Below are 18,740 nucleotides of genomic sequence, written 5' to 3'. Positions count from 1 at the left end.
CTCGGTATTGTTTCCAATATGTTTCACACTACGTTATAGTCGTTATATACATTTTTCAAGACACAAATCGGCGAGCGGGAAAATCCGCTCGCCCACACACTCATTGGGTACTCATTGGGGGCGTTCTTAAATGACTGGTCATTCAAGAACGCCCCCCAACGACTAGGACTGTCCCCAACTGCCGGCAGAAAAGGAACGTCCCCAACGTCTAAGGCGCCGCTGGTTGAGCATAAGTCAGCGAGCGGGCCGCATTTGAGGCAAGGTGACGTGAAACGAAAGGGCGCTGACTTTCTGGTCGCGCCCTTGAAGTTGAACGTCAGATTGCCCAAATGCGGACCGCGCAGCGTCGAGCCGTTACGCGGTTTGGTAAAACCGCGTAACTAATACTCAAGCTTCCACATGTAGCGGCGCGTCATATAGTCCTTGTGGGTGACGGCAGAGAGCGCGCGCATGTAGACGTTGTTGAGGATCGGGGCAAAGATCAGGTGGTTGAAGTACTCGCTCACGCTGTCCTTGATGTCGTTGAGGCCGAGCTCTTTGGCGTCGAGCTGATAGACGCGCTCGCCACCGTACTGGTTGACGAAGCGGATGCCGCGCTCGTCGTTGCAGCGGCTGCGGCCGACGCTGATGAGCTGGAACAGCGAGGTGCGCTTGTCCAGGATCTCGAAGGGGCCGTGGAAGAAGTCACAGGTGTTGATGGTGCAGGAGTCGATCTGCAGCATCTCCTGCACGTTGCAGATGCTAAAGACGTAGGCGGCACCAAAAAGCGGGCCCTGGGCCATCACGTTAATGCAGGGCTTGTCGGCGTTCTGCTCGGCCCACTTGGCAGCGAGCGGACGGGTGTACTCGACGGCTTTGCGATAGATGGGATCGATCAGGTCGAAGGCGGCCATGGCGGTCTCGTACTCGGCATAGCCCTCGGTCTGCTGCGTGAGCTCCATGGCGATCATGGTCACGACGGCGGAGTTGGTACGGCCCATGCAGGACTCGTCGACGGCCAGGCTGTCGTACTGGATCTTGTAGTCGCAGACCTCGGTGAGGCCGGACTCGTCAACATAGATGGCGATGGTGCTGGCGCCGTGGTCCTTGGCGACCTGGGCGGCGACGATGGTCTCCTTGGTGCCGCGCATGGACACGACGACGGCCAGAGTGTTCTCGTTGACATAGGCGGGCGTGGCGTGCACGAACTCGTTGCTGGTGTAGCTGGAGCTCACGACCTGCGTGGCCTCGTGCTCCATAAAGTACTGGGCAGGATAGTTACCGCCGTTGGATCCGCCGGCGCCAATCCACACGACGCGCTTGATGCCGCCCTTGTCAGCCTTGTCAGCCAAAACTTGGGAGACGACGTCCTTAACCTGTTCCTGAGTAGTCATCGTGCATCAGCCTTTCTTCTCGTTTGATGCTCTCGATGGCATACAAGTTACATACATGTTTTGGTTATGTCGACTAGTTGTATGCTATATTTGTCTTAGAAATTTTGCTGATGCGGTTTTCGATAACTGGATACCAGCGGTTTTGTTGTTGTATTGAATACATGCTTGATTAGATACGCATACAAGTTAGATACAGGTTGATCGCATGAACGCTTCGTCTAAAAAGAAACTGGCCCAATACGAGCGCTTGGCGGGCATGCTGCGCGACCGCATCGCCGCCGGCACCTACGCACGCGGAGACAAGCTGCCGTCCGAGATGGAGCTCATGGGCGAATCGGGGCTGTCGCGCAGCACCGTGCGCCATGCCCTTAAGGTGTTAGTTGACGAAGGCCTGCTTCGCACCGAGCGCGGGCGTGGTGCCTTTGTGGCCGACACGCCGGCACTCCACGAGAACAACCTGGTATTTTCGAGCTATACGGCGCAGATACAGGGTCGGGGTATGAAGCCCACCACGCGCACGGTGGACTCGGGTCTTACCAAGGCGGCCGGCAGCATAGCTAAGTTCTTTGATGCCGCCGTGGGCAGCAAGCTCGTCAAACTTGTCCGTCTGCGTTATCTGGACGATGCGCCACTGTGCCTGGAGACCACCTATCTACCACCGAGCTTTGAGGCACTCATCGATCGCGATATCAACGGTTCACTCTACGCCACGCTGCGCCAAGAATTCCATCGCGCGCCGGCACAGGGGCACAAGACCTTTGAGGTGTGCTACGCCTCGCAAAATGAGGCGTTTTTACTCAACGTTGAGCGCGGGCAGGCGCTGATCCTGATCACCGACTACGTCTACGACACCGACGGCCGCCCGCTCCATGTCTCCAAGCGCATCCAACGCACCGACCGCGCCAAATACACCGAGCCCATCGGCTAACCTGCCAAAACCACCGCAAAGGGGACAGGCACCTTTGTGGTGGTTTTAGGCGAGGAGGTCGGGGAACCAGGTTGGCTTGGGTTGGTTGGGCGTGCGCTCGGCTAGGACCAGCTCCATCCAACACATGTCGTACCAGCGGCCGAACTTTTGGGCGCAGCGGTCAAAGGCGCCCACCAGGCGATATCCCATATGGGCATGGAAATCCTGACTGTTGTGCGTCAGATGCTCGTCGTCCTTGTCGTGCGGCACGGCGATGAGCGCACACATGTTGGTGATGCCCATCGCAATCAAGCATTGCTTGAGAGCATCGTGCAGCTTGCGGCCCAGCCCGCCGTGGCGCACGTCGCGCGCCAGGTAGATCGACGTCTCGACCGACCAGTCATATGCCTCGCGGCTGTTGAGCGGACTCACATAGGCATAGCCTACCGGACGCCCGTCCAACTCCATCACCAGATACGGATAGCGCTTGAGCGTACGCTCGATGCGCCCGGCGAACTCCTCAACGCTCGGCACCTCGTATTCACAGGTAATCGCCGTCTGGCGCACATACGGCTCATAGATGGCAAGCAACGCCGGCGCGTCTTCGGGCGTCGCCAGGCGAATCGTCGGCTCGGACATCTCGGGCATACGGCCCCTCCCCCTCAAAAGCAAAGGCCACCTTGTGCCAAACCCAGGCGCAAGGAGGCCCCTTGTCATTACATCAGGCTACAGGACAGCCGCCAGCGCGTCGATATCCTCCTGCGTCGTGGCCCAGCTGGTGCAAAAACGCACCACCGTGTGGGTGTCATCGTACTTTTCCCAGTACTCGATCGAGGCATGCTCGCGAATGCGGGCCATATCCTCGTTGGGCAGAATCACAAACTGCTGGTTGGTCGGCGTCTCCAAAAAGAACTGGTAGCCGTGCTCGTGCAGCACGCGACGCAGCGCCTGAGCGGTTTCAATCGCCTGGCGACCAATCTCAAAATACAGGCCGTCGGTAAAGAGTGCCTCAAACTGCACGCCCGTCAGGCGGCCCTTGGCAAGCAGTGCGCCATGCTGCTTAATACGCGGAATGGGATGCGCCGGGGCGCGCATGCCGCAAAACACCACGGCCTCGCCGCAAAGCGCACCGCACTTGGTGCCGCCGATGTAGAACACGTCACACAGCTGCGCCAACTCGGGCAGGGTAATGTCGCACTCATCGGCCGCCAGCGCATAGGCCAGGCGGGCGCCATCCACAAACAGCGGAATCTCGCGCTTCTGGCACACCGCGTGAATCGCCGCGAGCTCGGCCTTGGAGTACAGCGTGCCGTACTCGGTCGATAGGCTCACGTACACGGCACCCGGGAACACCGTGTGCTCGTAGCTCTCGTTTTCGTAGAACACCTGGATATAGTTCTCCAGATCCTCGGCGTGCATCTTGCCCTCGTAGCCGGGGATGGTGAGCACCTTGTGACCGCCAAACTCGATGGCGCCCGCCTCGTGGCAGGCGACGTGGCCGGTCTCGGCAGCAACGACGCCCTCGTACGGCGCGAGCAGCATGTCAATCACCGTCGCGTTGGCCTGCGTGCCGCCCACCAGAAAAAACACGTCGGCATCGGGGGCCTGACAGGCCTCGCGGATAAGCTGCTTGGCACGCTCGGTGTGCGCATCGGTACCGTAGCCGGGCTGCGGCTCCATATTGGTGTCGACGAGCGCCTGCAGCACTGCCGGATGTGCGCCGTGGGAATAGTCGTTGTTAAACGCGAGCATGGCAATCCTCTCTTACCGGGTATCGGCCAGATGATTCAAACGGAGCTATTGTACGCCGTTGGGATAGGCAATGCGTGCGGCAAGGCACTCAAGTGCCAGTACCAGGGCAAAACCGCAGCTCACGTCACTCAAAAAGTGCGCGCCGATCACGATGCGCCCAAAGGCGACGAACGCTGCAACAACAACCGCCGCCCAAAAGATCACGCGGCGACGCGAAGGTTTTTCCTTAAAGGCTGCCGCGGGAAGCCCGGCGAGCATAAGGCCGATCGCCGCATGCGCCGTGTGTCCGCTCGCAAACGACTTAAAGCCGTCCTTGATCACGCCGGCGGCGATATAGGCCCACTTGTCGGGATTGCCGATCACCCACCACGGCTGAAACTCGAGCCCCTGCGTCACCTCGATCACGCGCATGCGCGGGCGCGACCACAACGGCTTAACAATGACGTTGAGGATGATGGCCTGAGCGACCCACACGGCCAGCACCATCAACGCCCAGCGCGTAAGCTCGTCGGGCTCGGTCGTGCGCGTGAGGCGGTAGGCGATGAAGTTGGCTGCGATGACCAACGCAAACGTCAGAACCAGCTGAAACGCAATAAGCTTGCCGCCGACGCGCAGCGATCCGATAATCTCGTAGCCGACCAGACCCACGTTGATCAAAACGCCCAGCGCAGCGAGCCACTTGCTCGCCTTGGAGTCGGAACGCACCGCGCGCACGAGCATAACGCCCGCGACGCTCGCCGTCAGCTCGAACGGTAGCTCGCCGGCCGCCTCGACAAAGCGACCGTACATGCTGCCGATGTTGAACAGCGCACTCGAGATCTGATAATCAAAGAAGCTGCCCACGCCCAGACAAAGGCACAGGACGGCCGCGATAATAGCGACATCTTTCTTATAGATGTATCCGAACATGCTTTCCTTTCGATGGAACCAGAGTGCCCAAATAGGGTGTTTGCAGCGTCGACTCGCTAGTCATCATCACTAGCGCCCAGCTGCTGCAGCAGCATGAGTGCCGCGGCCACGGGGCCGGTGCCGTCGCTGGCGTCGAGACCGCGACCCAGGCCGCTGCCCGCGCCGGCACCCGCCTTGTAGGGCACCGACAGTTTGCGGCTCTTGGGAAAGTTCACCGCGCCATAGCGGGTCTTAAGCTCAAAGGCCACCTTCTTGGGAACGTCAACCCCCAGGAAGGTAATGCGTCCACCGCTGAGCGTGACGCTCTCGAGCCCCAAGCGCTCGCCGCGAATGCGGATGCGAGCGCGGTTGAACAAGTTAAGCCCCGCCAACGGCAGCTCACCGTGCGCGGCCTCGGTCTCCTCCTGCACCTCGTCGATACTCTCCAGGTCCTCGGCCGCCGCGAGCTTGCGGTACACGAGCACGCGCTGGTCCACCGCCGGCATATACTCCTCGGACAAGAAGTAGTCGGCCGGCAGGTTGATGCCCACGCTCGCCGCCTCCACGCCAGCATCGTCGTCGCCGCGCGCCTCGGCCACGGCCTGTCCCAGCATCTGCGTAAACAGGTCAAAGCCCACACTCGACAGGTTGCCGTGCTGCTCGGCGCCCATGAGCGAACCGGCACCGCGGATCTCCAGGTCGCGCATGGCGATGCGCATGCCGCTGCCCAAGTCTTGGAACTCGGAAAGCGCGGTCAGGCGCGCCGTGGCCTCCTCGGTGAGCGGCAGCTCACCCGGGAACATAAAGTACGCGTATGCCTGCGTGGCCGAGCGGCCCACGCGGCCCTTGAGCTGGTAGAGCTGCGCCAGACCCAAACGCTGCGAGTCCTCAATGATGAGCGTGTTGGCGGTCGCGTTATCGATGCCACTCTCCACGATGGTCGTGGCGATAAGCACGTCGATCTTCTTGGTCGCGAACTCGATCATCACGTCCTCGACCTCGCGCGGGCTCATCTTGCCGTGCGCCACGCCCACGCGCGCCTCGGGCGCGGCCTCGTGCACGCGCGCCACAGCATCGTCGATGGTCTTGACGCGGTTGGACACGTAATACACCTGACCGCCACGGCCCACCTCCAGGCGAATCGCCGCACTCACCACGTCGGGGTCGTACTCCCCCACGTGCACGATCACGGGACGACGCCCGGTCGGCGGTGTGGTGATCAGGCTCATGTCGCGCACGCCGCTCGTGGCCATCTGCATGGTTCGCGGAATCGGCGTTGCCGAGAGCGTGAGCACGTCGATCTGCTCGCGCAGGTTCTTGAGCTGCTCCTTGTGCTGCACACCAAAGCGCTGCTCCTCGTCGATGATCACCAGGCCCAGGTTCTTAGGGTTCACATCGGCAGAAAGCAAGCGATGCGTGCCGATGAGCACATCAATCTTGCCCTCGGCAAACGCCTTAAGCGCGCGCTTTTGCTGCGCCGGGGTGCGGAAGCGGCTGAGCACCTCAACCTCCAGGCCAAACGGGGCAAAGCGCTCAAAGAATGTCTCGTAGTGCTGTTGGGCCAGAATGGTCGTGGGGCAGAGCACCATGACCTGGCGGCCGGAGTCCACGCACTTAAAGGCCGCGCGCAGGGCGACCTCGGTCTTGCCGAAACCCACGTCGCCGCACAGCAGGCGGTCCATGGGCTTGGGCGCCTCCATGTCTGCCTTGATGTCGGCGATAGCCTCCAGCTGGTCGCGTGTCTCGTCGTAGGGGAAACTCTCCTCCATCTCGATCTGCTCGGGCGTATCGGGCGGACAGGCGATACCGGTAATCGACGAGCGGCGCGTATACAGGTCGACCAGGTCAAACGCCAGTTTTTTGGCATTCTTGCGCGCCTTGTTGGTAGCCCGCGTCCAGTCGGCGGTGTTGAGCCTGGTCAAGCGCGGTTTATCGCCGTCGGGACCAACATAGCGCGTAATGCGGTCAACCTGCTCCAGTGGCACGTAGAGCTTGTCGCCATCGGCGTATTCCAGCAAAAAGTAGTCGCGTTCCTTGCCGCCCACTTCCTGGCGCGCGATCTCGCTAAAGAGAGCGATGCCATGGGTAGCGTGCACCACGTAGTCGCCCGGCTTAAACGGGAAGGTGATCTGCGTAATGTCAACCTTGCGGCGGCTGCGCGCGCGGTTGGCATCCATGCGGGCGTTGAGGTCGGCGATCGAGAACACGGCCAAATTGGCGTCGGGCACCACCACGCCCTGCGGCAGGGCAGCGTCCACAAAGGTCACGCGCCCGCGCGAGATGGTGGGCACGGCGGCGCCGGCGGCAGCCTGCGCGGCGCCCGCCTCGAGCGAGCGGGCGTTGAGCGCGTCGGCCTTACGCTCGCGAATGGAAGCATGGGCCTCCTGGCGTGCGGCGCGATCGGCGGAATCCGCCGCTGCCACGCGCACGCGGTCGCCGATAGCGCCGGCGTTTTCGGGCGCCGCGGTCAGCGATTCCTCAAAGGTAATGCCCTCGTCGCCAAAGGTGAGCTCCATCGACTCGCGCGCGCCGCGGTCGGGGATGGCAAACACGCAGGCATAGCGCTTGCCCACGACCTCCTGGATGCGCGTCATAAAACGGTTGTCCGAGCCCGCGATGGCAGGCTGCTCAATCTTGAGCTCGGCCGTCACCGCACCGCCGGCACGGATGAGGCTCACATAGTTCAGGCGTTGCTGGGAACCAAAGTCGAGTTGCTGGGCACGCACGTACAGGCCGTCCAGACGGTCGACCCCCGCCTCGCCGGCACGTGCCTCGATATCCTCGTAGGCGCGCAGGCAATCGTCGAACAGCGAGCGCGGCTCGGACAGTACCACGAGCGCCTTGCCGCTCACATGCGACAGCGGGCTCACGGTCTGGCCGTACATCACCGGCAAAAAGCGGTCGAGCTCAGGCGTGACGATGCGCGCATCCACCATCTCGAGCAGCGCCGCCAACTTGCTGTCGTCCTGGCTGGCGCGGTAGAGCGCCACATGCATGTTGTGGACGGCCTCGTCGGTAAGCGCCAGCTCACGGCACGGGAAGATCTCGATGCTGTCCTCGTTGCCGATGGTCTGGCCCGTGGAGCTCACCATGCGGCGGATGCGGTCGATCTCGTCGCCAAAGAACTCAATGCGCACGGGCGCCTTTTCCTGCGCGGGAAACACCTCGACGGTGTCGCCGTGCACACGGAACAGGCCGGGCGCGTCGGCGGCGCCGGCATTGGTGTAGCCCATGCCCACCAGACGCTGCGGCACCTCGTCAAAGGGAATCTCCTCGCCCACCGCAAAAGTAGTGGACTCCCAGTAGCGGCTCTCGACCGGCGGCACGCAGCGCAGCAGCGCGCGGGCCGAGGCGACCATGATGCAGTTGTCCCCGCGTACGATGCGCCCGAGCGCCTCGCAGCGCTGGGCTACCACGGCATCGTCGGGCGCCTGCTCGCGCCAAGGGTAGTCCTTGCGCTCGGGAAAGCGGCACACGTGCGCCAGGCCCACATAGGCGGCCAGACTGCGTGCGGCGCGATCGGCCGCATCCTCGCCACTCACGATGTAGACCGTGGGGCGCGGACGACGCGCAAACTGGGCGGCGGCCATAAGCGTTCGGCCCGACTGAGACACGGCCAGCGTCACGTCCTCGCCAGCATCGAGCCCGGCCTCGACGGTCTGCAGTGCCTCGGCAGTGTAGAGCTGCGCGGCTATACGGTGAATGAGCATGCTGTTCCTCCGGCATCGCAACGCCAAAAGCCCGCCGGGGCAAGCTCGGCGGGTCGTTCGTCAAATTCGTTGCCTGTCATGGTAGCGCATGGAGAGGACTCCAGCTCAAGCGTACGCCCAGCCCCGCAACAAAAACGCCAGATAGAACTGGACTCGCCGGCTTCGCCCAAATCTCCCCGTCACGTCGAACGCCGCAACCACGGAAGCTCCCCAAGAAACGGCTATTCCTCAAAAAAGCTCGCAACGTTCAAACGGCTCGTCCACTCTCCTATGGTGTTAGCAAAGCCGACGCGTGTGTACACGCCCGCAAAACGGCCGCGATACAGGTACAGGCCTTCCATATTAGAAGCGGGCGCAAAACCAAGATCATCCACAAGTCCTTTGGGTGCCTCTCCTCGATGCGGCCCATCGACAAGCGTTCCGCGCAAGCAGGGAGTCTGATACTGCTGAGCATACTCCTGCACAATCGCCCCAGCGGCCGCAGCACGAGCAAGCACCTGGGACCATTCCTGTTCCGTGGCATCCAAACCAGCGACAACGCCAACCGCATTGTAGCCGCCGCACGGCTTGACGATCCATCGGTCCTTTTCGGCAAATCTCGACAACTGGGTGCTTTCGTCCAAAATCTCGGTATAGGGCACATGCTCCCGTACAAACGATTGCTCCTCCGGGCTCAACAAGGACTGCCCGGCTCGAGACCACAGAAATGCAAATACGGTCTTAGTCGCACACGGCCACGTTCTAAATCCCCCGACGATGCACGCGATCCCTTCTTGAGCCGCCTCAATTAAGGCCGAGCGTCCATCGCACGGCTTATCCCACAACTCGCCGGTCACCGCGCGCCGCCAAACGCAATCAATAGGGCCGACGGCATCGCACAGCCGCCTAGCACCGCCCTCGCCTTCGCCAATCCGCAGGTCGCGCACATCCGCAAAGCGTGCGACTACACGCCGCCGTCTCATAAGGTCGACAAAATGAGCCGCATCTTCCAAGTCGATGCTTTCCGAATAGTCGACGATTGCCACCGAAGCGGGATATATCTTTGATTGCGGTGCATAAAACCTCTCGTCAACGTGGGCCCCGTCGTCCGATCGCGCACTATCCTCGGTGCGGCGAGGATGGGCCAGTTCCCACTCTGCATAGGTCTCAAACAATGCATCTATCCAGCTACCGCACAAATCGTACTGCCGAAAGCCGGGATGGTCTGATGCAAACTCCTCAAAGGAAGGCGTCATTCGCACTGCCTGACAGACCGCATCGGTCACTACCATTCCGGCACTGCCGTCGGTATTGAGCTCGCAAAACGTATACGAACCGGCATCTTCGTCAAGAAAGATATCAACACGCGCAAGGGGAATTTGGCAATCATAGCCGGCATCCATAGCGCACAGGTCAGCAAAAGCCGGATCCATGCGAAACCACGCACGCACGGAGGCATCGGAACAAAACGCCCGCGTCACCTTGTCCATAATGCCGTACATGCGCTCGGCGGCCTCCTTAAGAAGCGCCGTCATATCCTTGTCGAATATCTTTGGCGTCAGAGCCCAGGGCGCAGAATCACCATGGTAGAGCGCATGGGTTTGAGACAAGTATTCGTCGCCTTTGCGACGACCAGGTAGGTCACCTTCGCGCGTGCGTACGATGCGTTCAAAATAATCTTCGAGCTCTCGCGTCTTCAATGTTGCCACGTTACCCTCCATTGCTTGATTTTTTGCTCATGCTACGCCAGCACGCACGACTTCGGCGCGCTTGAATAGGCTTCTAAATTAGCAACACATTTTTGCATGGGGCGGCAGGCGGCGACATATACTCCTGCTCGAGCGCATGCACAGCCCCGCAAAAAACGCCAGACGGGCAAGCCGTCTGGCGCTATCAGAGTGAGCTATACGCCGAGCCTAATCGTAGACGCCCATTTTAAGCAGTGTGAAGGTCGGAGCGCCGTCACCCTGCGCGACGCGGACCGTGCAAATCTCAGTACGGCCCATGGATGCGTCCGCTTGAATTGCGGCGATGAACTGGTCCTTCGGCAGGCCATAGGTGCTCTCGGGAATGTCGGAGGGTAGCAGCGTACCGCCAGCACTGTAAACCTCATAGGTGAGCTCGTAGATGTTGTCGCCAAGGTCAGTCGTGCCCGTAACGATGGCACACGGTGGGTTGTAATTTCCCTGGCCATATTCCTGTTTCAGGTACAAGTACCCGTCATGCGCTTCGGCCGAATCAGGAATCGCCTGCCCCTCCGGCGTTCTGTCATAAGTCATATCGGCATCGGAAAGCGTCAGACCCGTCAAGCGATTGAGTTCCCTATTGATCACATCAGTCGCCACACGCTGGCTATTACCGTTGTCATAGTCGCCTTTCTCGATTCGATACGGCGCGTTGTCAATAAAATGGCACCAGATAAACTTAACCAGCTTGTATTTCTCGTCATCAGAAAGTCCGTCAGTCGAATCGAAGCCGCCCGTCTGATACCAGTCCCGATCGAAGTGCTCCTCCGTAAAGTTCGACAGGAACAGGTTTGCGGCGGCATAGGTTGCCTGGTCATTGAGGTCGACTTTTACACTGCTGCCGGTCTGCTCAGGCTCATCCGCCTCATCCCCGTCGGCGGCAGGCTTCTCCTTGGCGCTTCCCTTGTCCTTGTGCTCGGCTGAACCCTCGTCGGACCCCAGTACCGTAATCTGCGATGAGTTGCCCTGCCCAAGCGGACCCAGCACGCCGGTCAGCGCCAGAGCGGCACCGCCGGCAACGAGCACGCCCGCCACGCACATGCCGACAATCACCGCGCGCTTATGCGATTTCTTTTGTACGGCACCCTGCACGGGAGGCATCCCTGCCGCCGGCATCGGTGCGGGCTCAGCAGGCGCGGCCGCCGGAGAGGCAGCGCCCATGCGCGCCCCGCAGTTCGTGCAAAAATCGGTTCCGTCGGGCATCTCGGAGCCACACTTGGTGCAAAACATATTCGGGCATCCCCTTACAACAAACGGCATCTGTCGCCATCATATTGAGCCCTCGCAGCCCAAATGTGTTGCGCAACATTGATCGCCGTCTTCGAGTGCCGGCAAAACGTGCCGGGCCCTATCCCGTCACACGCACGCTGGGGCAAAGGTCTGCCAGCGGGCACTCGTCGCACTTGGGCTTACGGGCATCGCAAATCTCGCGGCCAAAGGTGATCCACTGGTGATTGACCGACTCCCAATACTCGTGCGGCAAGATCTTGAGCAGATCTTGCTCGGTCTTGAGCGGCTCTTTGGCGTGCGTCTTGGGACTCAGCATCAGGCGGTGCGCGATGCGGTTGACGTGCGTATCCACCGCGATGCCTTCCACGATGCCGTACCCCACGTTGAGCACGATGTTCGCTGTTTTGCGCCCCACGCCCGGCAGCTTGACGAGCTCCTTCATGTCGGCCGGCACCTCGCCGCCGTAGTCGGCAACAATCATCCGCGCGGCCTCCACGGCATGCTTGGCCTTACTCTTATAAAAGCCGAGTGACTTAATGGTGTCCGCCACGTCGGTCACACTTGCCCCGGCCATGGCCTCGGGCGTGGGCCACTGGGCAAACAGTTGGGGCGTCACCTTGTTGACCTGCGCGTCGGTCGTCTGAGCCGAGAGCAGTACCGCGATGAGCAGCCTAAATGGATTCTCGTGGTCCAAGAAGCACTCGACCGGGCCATAGCGACGGTTAAGGCGCTCGCACACCTCGATGGCGCGTTCGCGTTTGGCGGCATTGGTCTCGCGTGGCATAACGACTCCTCGGCTCAGCGGCATAACAAACCTATGGGCACGATTGTCCCACGTATGGGGTCTTTACGCCTCCAAAAATGCGCCGGTCTGGCGGCTCCACAGGCTTGCGTATTCGCCGCCCGCCTCGACGAGCTGAGCATGGGTGCCATCCTCGACAATCTCGCCGTCTGCCAGCACCACGATGCGGTCGAGCGCCGCCACGGTGGACAGGCGGTGCGCCACCACAATGGAGGTGCGGCCGCGCATCAGGTTCTCGAGCGCCTCCTGCACCAGCGCCTCGGACTCACTGTCCAGGGCAGAGGTCGCCTCGTCGAGCACCAGAATCGGCGCGTCGGTGAGGATGGCACGGGCGATGGCCACGCGCTGGCGCTGGCCGCCCGAGAGCTTAACGCCCCGCTCGCCCACCATGGTATCAAAGCCATGGGGCAAGCGATCGATAAACTCGGTCGCGTTGGCCAGGCGCGCTGCCTCGCGAATCTGCTCGTCAGTGGCGTCGGGGCGGCCGTAGGCGATATTCTCGCGAATGGAGCGGTGGAACAGCAGCGCCTCCTGCGGCACGTAGGCAACCTGGCGGCGCAGGCTCTGCTGCGTGCAGCGCGAGACGTCCTGGCCGTCCACGAGCACGCGACCGCCCTGTACGTCGTCCAGGCGCAACAACAGCTTGGTGAGCGTCGTCTTGCCCGAGCCCGATTTGCCCACCAGGCCCACGCGCTGGCCCGCCGCCACATGGAGCGTCAGGTCGTTGAACACGCTCTCGCCTGCCGCGGCGTCACGGTATGCAAAGCTCAAGTGCTCAAAATCAATCGCGCCCTCGGTCACTTTGAGCTCGGGGGCATTCGCGTCGTCCGCCACCAGACGCGGCTCGTCCAGCACGCGTGTCATCTCGGCCGCATCGCCCAGCGCGCGATTGATGCGCTGCATCATGGAGCTCACATAGTTCAGACGCATGGTGAGATTGTACGTGTAGGTAAAGATCATGACGAGCGCGCCGGCAGAGATGCCAAACCACGCGTTGCCGCCCGCGACGAACACGCTCACCACGGCCATGGTGATGACGATAAGACCCGAGGTCGTAAAGTTGCGTTGCATCATGGCGTGCATCGATACCGTCTCGGCATCGCGCGCGGCGCGGTCGGCAGCATCGAACAGGTCGCGCTCAAAGTCCTCGCGCCCGCAGGTTTTGACGGCCAGGATGTTCGTGACCGCATCGGACAGCACGCCCGATAGCTTGTTCTGTGCGGCGGACGTCGCGGCCGAAAGCGGCATGATGCGCTTGTACATAAGCCAAACGAATGCGATGTAGACGACCATGATGCCCACCAGGATCACGGTAAATGCGGGCACCACCGGAGCGAGCGCCGCCACCGTGCAGACAACCGAGGTGATAGTGGGAATAAGCGAATACACCGTCACGTCCACCAGACCCGTGTAGCCGCTCATAAAACGGCTCGTCTGGCTCACGAGCGATCCGCCAAATCGGCTGGTGTGGAATGTCATGGATTGATTGGAGAGCGTGTCAAAGCACAGGCGTGCCAGGTGGTAGTTGCCCGCAATCTCGAGCTTGTAGACAGTGTAGTCCTGCAGCTTGGAGAGGATCTGGCCTACCAGGTTAACGAGCACGAGCGCCAGAATGTAAGGGCCAAAGACCTCAAACACCTGGTCGCCTGCCACGGGGCCGGCCTGGACGCGGTCGACGATAAGCGCCATCACGTAGGTGTTGGCAAACGTAAGCAAAAAGATATAGCCCGCCGACGAGAATACCGAGAGAAAGACGATCAGCGGCTGCGTGCGCGTGACATCCCAAAAACGCTGCAACGTGCGGCGCACGGTGGAGCGTTTGAGCGGACTGGTGCTTCTCTGAGACATGGGCTTCCTTTCGCGTCTGATAGGGCGAAACGCCATTGTTGCACACTAAAGCGCACTTCAGGCAAGCACGATGCGAAAAGCGCCCGCGCCCCGCGCTTGCGCCGACGCCCCGCCGTCCGTTGCGGCTAGCCCTCGTCTTCTTGGTCTGCGAGCAGGCCCGCGGACGTGAGCCCCAAGATCTCGTCGGCCTCCTCGGCATCCTCCAGCGCATCGATGTCCTTGAGTTTGCGCTCCATAACGTTGGTGCGCGTAGTGATAATGCCCTCGACCGTCTTGCCCGCAGTCTCGATCTGCTGTTGGGCGCGGCGTAGCGCCGCCTGATAGCGCGGCAGCTCAGCCTTGACGGCGGAAAGCACGCGCAGCACGTCATCGGTGCGTTTTTGCAGCCTAAACGTCTGGTAGCTCATCTGCAGGCTGTTGAGGATGGCGGCCATGGTGCTGGGGCCGGCAACGTTGACGTGATAGTCGCGACCCAGGGTCTCGATAAGCCCGGGACGACTGACGACCTCGGCATACAGGCCCTCAAACGGTACGAACATGATGCCAAAGTTGGTGGTCGCGGGCACGCTCAGGTACTTCTCGCAAATGTCCTTGGCCTCGCGCTTCACCATCGCGTCGAGCGTCTTGCGCGCAGCAGCGACGGCCTCCGCGTCGCCCGACTCCTGGGCGTCGAGCAGATGCTCGTACGCGTCGCCCGGGAATTTGGAGTCAATCGGCAGCAGCACGGGATCGCCCTCGTCTACCGGCAGCTTGACGGCAAACTCAACGCGCTCCGAGGCGCCGGGCTTGGTGGCAACGTTTTCCAGATACTGGTCGGGTGTGAGGATATCCGCCAGGATCGCGCCCAGCTGCACCTCACCCAAAATGCCACGCGCCTTGACGTTGCCCAGCACGCGCTTAAGGTCGCCCACGCCGGTGGCGATAGACTGCATGTCGCCCAGGCCCTTGTACACGGCCTCGAGCTGGTCGCTCACCTGCTTAAACGATGCAGACAGACGGTCGTTGAGCGTACGGGAGAGTTTCTCGTCCACCGTCGCGCGCATCTGATCGAGCTGCACGTTGTTATCCTTGCGAATGGCACCCAGTTGGGCATCGACCGTCTCGCGCACCTTGTCCAGGCGGTGCTCGATGCCCTCGCGGTTGGCGCCGAGCTGTTGGGCCGTCTCGCGGCGCAGGTCATCCATACGGTCGCCAGCCTGCGAGAACTCTCGCGCGATAGTCAGGTAGCGTTGCTGCTCCACGGCCGCATCGGTTGTCTGCTGTTGCGCGATGGCATTTGCCGTGCGGCGGGTTTCGGCCAATGCGACGTTCAGGGTGTCGAGCGCGTTGTTGGCCTGCTCGAGCGCCGCAAGCGTCTCCGCGTCGTTGCCGCCACGCTCTCGCAACTCGACACGAAGGCCTTTAAGCTGCAGGGCGCAAACCACAGCAACCCCCACCGCCACCAAAGCAATCACAATAAGCGCAATATCAATAGCAGGCATAGACTCCGCCCAACAAACCCAATCGATTATCAATCAAAACCGCGATCAATCTTACCCCGCCACACGCACCGGGCGCCCGGCCCCTTCTTGGGTGCTTCTCTCTTCCGCATATTCCATAATGCGGCGCGCCGTCTCCCTGCTCACCTTTGAGTCATCGCCGGCTAAGTATGCGTACACGTTTCCCTTATTCAGATTCAAATCGCGGCAGAGACCGTAGCGCGTTACGCCCGATTCTCCTAGCGCTCCCAATGTTCTCTTTCGCATCAGGGCGTTGATCCTTCTGTCCGCCACTGGCTTTTCCTTCACCGCCCTATACGCACGCCAAACGTTGGCATAACGGTTAGGGAGCTCGCTTTTGGCGCATAGAGACGCCATGCCACCCGCTTGATCGTACAAGGACAAAACGCCTCGGTAATCTTCTTCCATCCACGAGCCCTCGGATAAACCCAGAACGTATTCGGCTTTTCCTTGCGCCAAAGCGAGCAAAAATAGAGGCTCCGCCACGCGCGGCGCAACCGTCGTCGCCTGCTCAAGCAGTTTTCTAAAACTCAGCGACTGCTGTCCGGATAGCTCTCGGCAATAGCCTTTCAAAAATCCCTCAAAAGTCAGATTCAACCGAGCACCTCCTTTTTGTATTGCCTGTATGCGCAGACCATCTCTTGATAGCTCCGCTCCGAAGGCGACGATGCCAGCGCCTCTCCATCGTCGAATATAAGCCGCTCGAGTAGATCCCAATCAAGTCGGTCGATAAACGCTCGACTATGGAGGTCGACGATGTCGTTCGGACGATAGGCATAAAGCTTCATCACCGCCATGTCCTCCAAAGATGGCGTAAAGTACCTAATAAAACGCGCCCCAATCTCCAAGGGGATCAATCGATCTTCGTAATTGAATGGCATCTGGTTGCAATATGCCACCGCCATACCATTCACCTCGGGGTATCGAGCTATGATCTCGCGGAGGCACCTGTCTGCCTCAAACACATCAATGTCATGTGTAACCGACCGATTCGTCACATCGTTTAGCATGAAGGCGCTTCCTCCCACCAATACAACGCTCGGCCTGTCGTCTCTTGGACCTATTTCCAGCTCCGCCTCTTCGTCAATGCCCAAAAGAGTCTGCTCTAAATCCTGCTTATACATAGCAAATCCTATTATTATTTATCTTCAATAATACTATTCAGTTGCACGACAGGACCCACAGGTTGCAAGAATTCTACTCGTGGCGATAATCCCTACACCCTAGAAGTCCTAATGTGACAAACGCTAACTCTCCCAGCCGGCGCGAACGGTTGTTACGACATCGCCTAGGCGCTGGCCGAGGGCTGACAGATGTTGGAGCACTTCGCTGGGCGAGGCACCGTTGAGGATGCAGGTGAGTGCATACGAGACCAAGAAAATCGCCGCAAGTCCTAACGGAATGAGCACGATCATCGCTAATGTGCGCAGGCGCTGGCCCACGCGGCGGTGACGTGTGCGGCGCTTGTCAAACGCAAGCTCCTGCGCATATGAATCTTGTTGTACGGAATAGTTCTCTGGCGCCGATCCGCCCGCAGGCGAAACCGCGGGCGTGGCATTTTGCGCAGGGGACTGGGCGGCTACCCCTTGCATTTGCATCTCCATGAGCCGTTGCTGCTGACGCAACATGCGCTCAGCTTGTTGCTGCGGAGTCTCAAGAAACAGATCCATGTTGGCCTCCAAAATCGGAGCATTCGACGCTTACGCCCAGCATCCCGCACCGCCAAGGCCACGGCAACGCAATCCGTAGCAATAGCTGCAAAGTTTCTTGCTGACAAAAGCTGTCGAAAACCTCAACAACTCCCCCACCAGCACTTTCTTTGAGCTTTTCTATCGAATGATCTTTTGCCCTTCCGCCAGCCCGCCAACTAACCAAAATCTAACCAAAAGCTTGACGAAAATTGTGAAGACCGGGACCCCACACAAAAAGTGCCGCCCCAAAGGGGCGGCACACAAACTTATTATCAGCTTTTCTGTAACGAGCATGCGACGACTCAACGCCGGAGCGCAGGGCGGGGAAACCTTTGCCTCGCGCGACCCTGCGAAGCCGTGAGCGAGAGGGAAAGGTTTCCCCGCCCTGCGTTCCGTGGTAGGTGAGGACAGACTACATGCCCGCGAGACCACGGGCGGCGGTGGCGCACATAAACGCCAGGACCAGGATTACGAGCGAGCCCGCGATATCGACCAGCACGCCCATTGCGCGACGCTCAAACAGCCAGCTCTCAAAGTGCGGGGCAACGTTGCGCCACACGCGCCACAACAAAATACCCATGCCGATGACGCCGGGGATATTGAGCAGCAAAATCTCGGAGCACAAGAGGCCGATCAGGTTGCCGGCGGCAAAGCCCGCATCGCCCTCGCAGTATTTGCGATAAACCATGTACAGCATGTACGCCACAAACGGCTGCAGGCACGCAGAGATAAACGTAACCACCATCGAGGGGTCCTGAGAAAAGACATCGGTGAGCTTATCCACACTCGTGGCATCTTTCGAAGCCAAGAACAAGCCAATGACCACCACGGGCACCACGCCCAAGATAACCTCGACCAGAGTAAACAACTTAGCAGTCAGATCCTCGCTAGCCGTATTGAGGTGAGGCGCCCACTCAGGATGAGCATGCGCACCGACCTTCTTCTCCTTATCGGCACGGGCAACCTTACCGCCCTCATCAACCACGCGATTAGGATCACGACGAGTCCCAGCAGCAGCCACCCGAGCCCGAGACTTCTTACCCATACAAAAACACCCCACAACAGGAAATAAACTAAAACGCCACTACCCAGTGTACCCCACCCATGAACGGTGCCGTCCCAACCAGTCCCCATACAAAAACGTGCCGCCCCATAAGGGGCGGCACACAAACTTTTTATCAGCTTATATGTAGCGAGCACGCGGCGACCCGAAGCGGGCCGGGAGGGCGGGATTACCTTCCCTCAACGCGACCCTGCGAAGCCGTGAGCGGGGAGGGAAGGTAATCCCGCCCTCCCGGCCCAGCTCATGCCAGCGC

At 60.5% G+C, this 18,740-nt stretch carries 15 protein-coding genes; 1 reads left to right on the top strand and 14 read right to left on the bottom strand.

All coding sequences use genetic code 11. From position 1 onward, the window contains the following. Window positions 1-380: 380 nt before the first annotated feature. Window positions 381-1,373: an SIS domain-containing protein gene (locus tag AAA138_RS00255; protein WP_349076956.1), complete on the bottom strand. Its 993-nt coding sequence runs from the start codon at window positions 1,371-1,373 to the stop codon at window positions 381-383. A 205-nt stretch (window positions 1,374-1,578) separates the two neighbouring features. On the opposite strand from AAA138_RS00255, the gene AAA138_RS00250 reads away from it, so the two are divergent. Then, the gene (locus AAA138_RS00250; protein WP_349089132.1) at window positions 1,579-2,301 is read left to right on the top strand and encodes a GntR family transcriptional regulator; all 723 of its coding nucleotides are present in this window, start codon (window positions 1,579-1,581) and stop codon (window positions 2,299-2,301) included. Between the two features lie 45 nt (window positions 2,302-2,346). On the opposite strand, the gene AAA138_RS00245 is transcribed toward AAA138_RS00250, so the two are convergent. The 13 genes from AAA138_RS00245 to AAA138_RS00185 all read right to left on the bottom strand — a co-directional run bounded on the left by AAA138_RS00245 (window position 2,347) and on the right by AAA138_RS00185 (window position 18,469). After that, on the bottom strand, window positions 2,347-2,928 hold the full coding sequence (locus tag AAA138_RS00245; RefSeq protein ID WP_349089131.1) for an N-acetyltransferase family protein: 582 nt from the start codon (window positions 2,926-2,928) through the stop codon (window positions 2,347-2,349). A gap of 78 nt (window positions 2,929-3,006) precedes the next feature. Continuing rightward, entirely contained in the window at window positions 3,007-4,032 is a 1,026-nt protein-coding gene (locus AAA138_RS00240; protein ID WP_349089130.1) for an aminotransferase class V-fold PLP-dependent enzyme, read from the bottom strand. A 45-nt stretch (window positions 4,033-4,077) separates the two neighbouring features. Then, entirely contained in the window at window positions 4,078-4,941 is an 864-nt protein-coding gene (locus AAA138_RS00235) for a phosphatase PAP2 family protein (protein ID WP_349089129.1), read from the bottom strand. Between the two features lie 56 nt (window positions 4,942-4,997). Beyond that, on the bottom strand, window positions 4,998-8,630 hold the full coding sequence (gene mfd / locus AAA138_RS00230) for a transcription-repair coupling factor (RefSeq protein WP_349089128.1): 3,633 nt from the start codon (window positions 8,628-8,630) through the stop codon (window positions 4,998-5,000). Between the two features lie 221 nt (window positions 8,631-8,851). After that, window positions 8,852-10,318: a hypothetical protein gene (locus AAA138_RS00225; RefSeq protein ID WP_349089127.1), complete on the bottom strand. Its 1,467-nt coding sequence runs from the start codon at window positions 10,316-10,318 to the stop codon at window positions 8,852-8,854. Between the two features lie 207 nt (window positions 10,319-10,525). Then, a complete protein-coding gene (locus AAA138_RS00220; protein WP_349089126.1) occupies window positions 10,526-11,584 on the bottom strand; it encodes a zinc ribbon domain-containing protein in 1,059 nt (352 codons plus the stop codon). Between the two features lie 118 nt (window positions 11,585-11,702). Further along, window positions 11,703-12,368: an endonuclease III gene (nth, locus tag AAA138_RS00215; protein WP_349089125.1), complete on the bottom strand. Its 666-nt coding sequence runs from the start codon at window positions 12,366-12,368 to the stop codon at window positions 11,703-11,705. Between the two features lie 63 nt (window positions 12,369-12,431). After that, window positions 12,432-14,234, bottom strand: coding sequence for an ABC transporter ATP-binding protein (locus tag AAA138_RS00210; protein WP_349089124.1), 1,803 nt, complete (start codon window positions 14,232-14,234; stop codon window positions 12,432-12,434). A gap of 125 nt (window positions 14,235-14,359) precedes the next feature. After that, the gene (gene rmuC / locus AAA138_RS00205; RefSeq protein WP_349089123.1) at window positions 14,360-15,715 is read right to left on the bottom strand and encodes a DNA recombination protein RmuC; all 1,356 of its coding nucleotides are present in this window, start codon (window positions 15,713-15,715) and stop codon (window positions 14,360-14,362) included. A 51-nt stretch (window positions 15,716-15,766) separates the two neighbouring features. Then, a complete protein-coding gene (locus AAA138_RS00200) occupies window positions 15,767-16,330 on the bottom strand; it encodes a hypothetical protein (protein WP_349089122.1) in 564 nt (187 codons plus the stop codon). Next, window positions 16,327-16,857 (bottom strand): DUF6036 family nucleotidyltransferase, encoded by a 531-nt coding sequence (locus AAA138_RS00195; RefSeq protein ID WP_349089121.1) that lies wholly within the window; start codon window positions 16,855-16,857, stop codon window positions 16,327-16,329. The genes AAA138_RS00200 and AAA138_RS00195 overlap by 4 nt, the downstream gene beginning before the upstream one ends. Window positions 16,858-16,980: 123 nt before the next feature. Next, window positions 16,981-17,403: a hypothetical protein gene (locus AAA138_RS00190; protein ID WP_349089120.1), complete on the bottom strand. Its 423-nt coding sequence runs from the start codon at window positions 17,401-17,403 to the stop codon at window positions 16,981-16,983. 433 nt (window positions 17,404-17,836) lie between these two features. Further along, a complete protein-coding gene (locus AAA138_RS00185; protein ID WP_349089119.1) occupies window positions 17,837-18,469 on the bottom strand; it encodes a hypothetical protein in 633 nt (210 codons plus the stop codon). Window positions 18,470-18,740 lie beyond the last annotated feature (271 nt).

Source organism: Collinsella sp. CLA-JM-H32B, from assembly GCF_040098065.1.
Lineage (GTDB): Bacteria > Actinomycetota > Coriobacteriia > Coriobacteriales > Coriobacteriaceae > Collinsella.
This window is presented reverse-complemented; position numbering and strand designations above follow the sequence as displayed.